This window comes from Streptomyces sp. NPDC002573, from assembly GCF_042889625.1.
GTDB lineage: Bacteria > Actinomycetota > Actinomycetes > Streptomycetales > Streptomycetaceae > Streptomyces > Streptomyces gibsoniae.
Map to the genome: position 1 here is coordinate 1 of NZ_JBIARC010000264.1, position 1,452 is coordinate 1,452.

At 67.1% G+C, this 1,452-nt stretch carries 1 protein-coding gene; it reads right to left on the bottom strand.

Annotation, left to right across the window (positions count from 1 at the left end; all coding sequences use genetic code 11):
* Window positions 1–66: 66 nt before the first annotated feature.
* Window positions 67–1,335 (bottom strand): IS256 family transposase, encoded by a 1,269-nt coding sequence (locus ACFYX0_RS47820; RefSeq protein WP_388982141.1) that lies wholly within the window; start codon window positions 1,333–1,335, stop codon window positions 67–69.
* Window positions 1,336–1,452 lie beyond the last annotated feature (117 nt).

Below are 1,452 nucleotides of genomic sequence, written 5' to 3' on the forward strand. Positions count from 1 at the left end.
GGGTCTATCATGATTTAGGTGTTTTTAGGCCGTTTAGCCTAGTGGTATTTGGTTGGTCCGGTCGGCCTATACCCGTCCGGCGGTAAGGCGGCCGTCGAAGAGCTGGTCGAACTCGTTGAGAGCGGCTTTCCACTTGTTGTTCCAGCGCTTGCGGCCGCGGCCGGAGGGGTCGAGGGCGAGGGTGGCGAGGTAGATCCTCTTGAGCGCTGCCTGTTCGTTGGGGAAATGTCCGCAGGCGGTGGCCGCGCGACGGTAGCGGGCGTTGAGGGACTCGATGCTGTTGGTCGTGTAGACGACCTCGCGGATCGCGTCGGGGAAGGCGAGGAAGGGCACGAACTCGCTCCAGGCCCGCTCCCAGACGGCGGCGATGCTGCCGTACTTGTGGCCCCACTTGGCGTCGAACTCCTCGAGCCGCTCGCGGGCCTGGGCCTCGTTGACAGCGGTGTAGACGGGCTTGAGGTCGGCGGCAACCTCGGGCCAGTTCCGCCGCGAGCAGTAGCGCAGGCTCTGACGGATCAGGTGAACGACGCATCGCTGCACGACGGTCTGCGGCCACACGTTGCCCACCGCGTCAGGCAGCGCACTCAGCCCGTCACAGACCAGCATGAGGACGTCCTTCACGCCGCGATTACGCAGGTCGGTGAGGACTTGCTGCCAGAATTTGGCGCCCTCGCCGCCGTCGCCGGCCCACAGGCCGAGGATCTCGCGGTAGCCGTCGGCGGTGACCGCGATGGCCACGTAGATCGGTCTGTTGGCGACCTGCCCGTCACGGATCTTCACGTGGATCGCGTCGATGAAGATCACCGGGTAGACCGCGTCGAGGGGACGGGTGCGCCACTCGTTCATCGAGTCCAGGGCCTTGTCGGTGATCGTGGAGATCAGCTCCTTGGACGCGCTCATCCCATAGACCTCGTCCAGGTGCGCGACGATCTCGCCGGAGGTCATGCCCCGCGCGGTCAGCGACAGGACCATCTCGTCCAGCGCGCCGGTCCGCCGCGCATGCCTGGGCAGGACCTTCGGCCGGAAGGTGCCCCGCCGATCACGCGGAACCTGCAGCACGATCGGCCCGACCTCGCTCATCACCTTCTTCTGCCGGTAGCCGTTACGGCCGTTGCCGCCCGACCGCGAGCCCCGCCCGCCGACCCGCTCCGCCTCGGCCGCCAGATGCTCCTCCAACTCGGTCTCCAGCGCGGCCTGCATCAGGTGCTGCGTGATCGCGGGCAGCAGCCCGCCCTCACCCACCAGCTTCAGCCCGCCAGCGCGGACCTGGTCCTGCGCCAGCAGCGTCAGCGCGTCCAGCAGGTCCAGGCTCAGCCCGTCCACACTCTCCGGCATCCTCTTCACGCCTGCACCGTCTGCAGCCGCCTCACCGGACGCAAGCGACACGCCGCCCACCGTCTCGAGAGAGTGAGTCCTCTGGATCGTCATCAGGTGTCCCTTCTGGTGAAGTTC

Excerpts from the sequence above, each read along its gene's own strand:
- ACFYX0_RS47820 (WP_388982141.1), bottom strand. The coding sequence starts at position 1,335 with ATGCCGGAGAGTGTGGACGGGCTGAGCCTGGACCTGCTGGACGCGCTG.